Annotated in this window: 1 protein-coding gene; it reads right to left on the bottom strand. The window is 53.2% G+C overall.

Annotation, left to right across the window (positions count from 1 at the left end):
* Positions 1 to 33: 33 nt before the first annotated feature.
* On the bottom strand, positions 34 to 1,504 hold a 1,471-nt coding region (locus tag MHK00_RS11800; RefSeq protein WP_250412005.1), incomplete at its 5' end, for an IS30 family transposase.

Below are 1,504 nucleotides of genomic sequence, written 5' to 3'. Positions count from 1 at the left end.
GGCGGATTCTAGGGGTCGTTGCAACGATGATGGTTAGTTTGGTTTGATGCTACCGGTTTGTGTGAGGGCGTTGGTCATGACTTCGGCTGGGGTGCGCCAGTTGAGTGCTTTGCGTGGTTTGTGGTTGTGAATGTTGGCGATCATTTCTAGGTCCTCGGCGCTGTAGATGGACAGGTCGCTGTTTTTGGGAAGGTTTCTTCTGAGCCTGCCGTTGGTGTTTTCGTTGCTGCCGCGTTCCCATGGTGATCCTGGATGGCAGAAGTAGATGGGAATGTCAGTGGCCATGGTAAAAGCTTTATGACCAGCCATTTCGCTTCCTTGGTCCCAGGTAATTGATGACCAGATAGCTTTATCGATTCCTGTAACTGCCTTGTGCAGGGCTGTGAATACTTCTTTGCTGGTATGCCTTCCCGGTAAGTGGCCAAGGACAACAAATCGGCTGACGCGTTCTACTAGCGTGATTACCGCTGATTGGTTGTTTTTACCGAGGATGAGGTCGCCTTCCCAGTGGCCTGGCAAAATACGTTCACTTACCTCATCTGGCCGGTCGTCTATGAGGATCATGTCGTCGACGAAGCGTTGCTGGGCAGGTGTGCTGGAGCGGGTTTGGCGTTTCTTGCGTTTCTTTCTACCGGTCGGCAAGTCCAGGCCAAGGTCTTTGAGTCTTCCTTTGGCCTGCAGGTAAAAGGCGTCATAAATCGTTTCGTGACTAATGCGCATGTCCTTATCAGTGGGGTAGTCGATGGGCAGGCGATTAGAAATCTCCTCAGGTGACCATTGTGCCCGCAATTGTGCGCATACATAGTCCCATAGTCTTTTGTTGGCTAGTAGTTTCGGTATTTTCGGCCGCAACCTCCGCGCACAGGCCTTTAACTGGGCTGTTTCTGCACGATACGGGCCTTCCGCACTGTGGTTTCTGCGTACTTCACGCTGAATTGACGATGCACTTCGCCCTAAACGGCGCCCAATCTCACGCAGTGGCACATCTTCGCGGAGAAGATCGGCGATGATGACGCGTTCTTCGAAGCAAATGTAGCGATTGCTGATGCGTTTATACGGATCTACCCCGCTAGGTAAGGCGGGAGGGGCAAGCCTTCCGGATTCGATGACATCATGGCGTTGGCGCAGCGCTTTCATAAGTCTGTTATACGTGCTGGCGTCTTCGCCGACGGGTATGAACTCTTCTCGTCGACCCTGGGATTTGGTGAGTCCTTTTTCGAAATCTAAACGCAGTCGACGATCAATTCCTACTGCCGTGCCAGCATCACCACCAGGCAGGCTCGCCAGCCGAAGGCGCAGGTATTCCACTCTTAACTGCGTCTGGCGGACTTTCCGAGCATACTGACTTAACCGGATATGGCACCCAGCTTCCGTAGCTACGGCATACGCAGCGGTAAGATGCATCCCACATCTTTTAGCAGCTTGGCGTACCGACAGTCCGCTTCGGACTAGCTCTACAAGCTGGACAGCCTGGCTGCCGCGGCGATCAACTCGTTTGGCTTTA

The sequence above is a fragment of the Corynebacterium tuberculostearicum genome, from assembly GCF_022347385.1.
GTDB classification, from domain to species: domain Bacteria; phylum Actinomycetota; class Actinomycetes; order Mycobacteriales; family Mycobacteriaceae; genus Corynebacterium; species Corynebacterium tuberculostearicum_M.
Note: the sequence above shows the minus strand (reverse complement) of the source record. Positions and strands in the feature narration are given on the sequence as shown.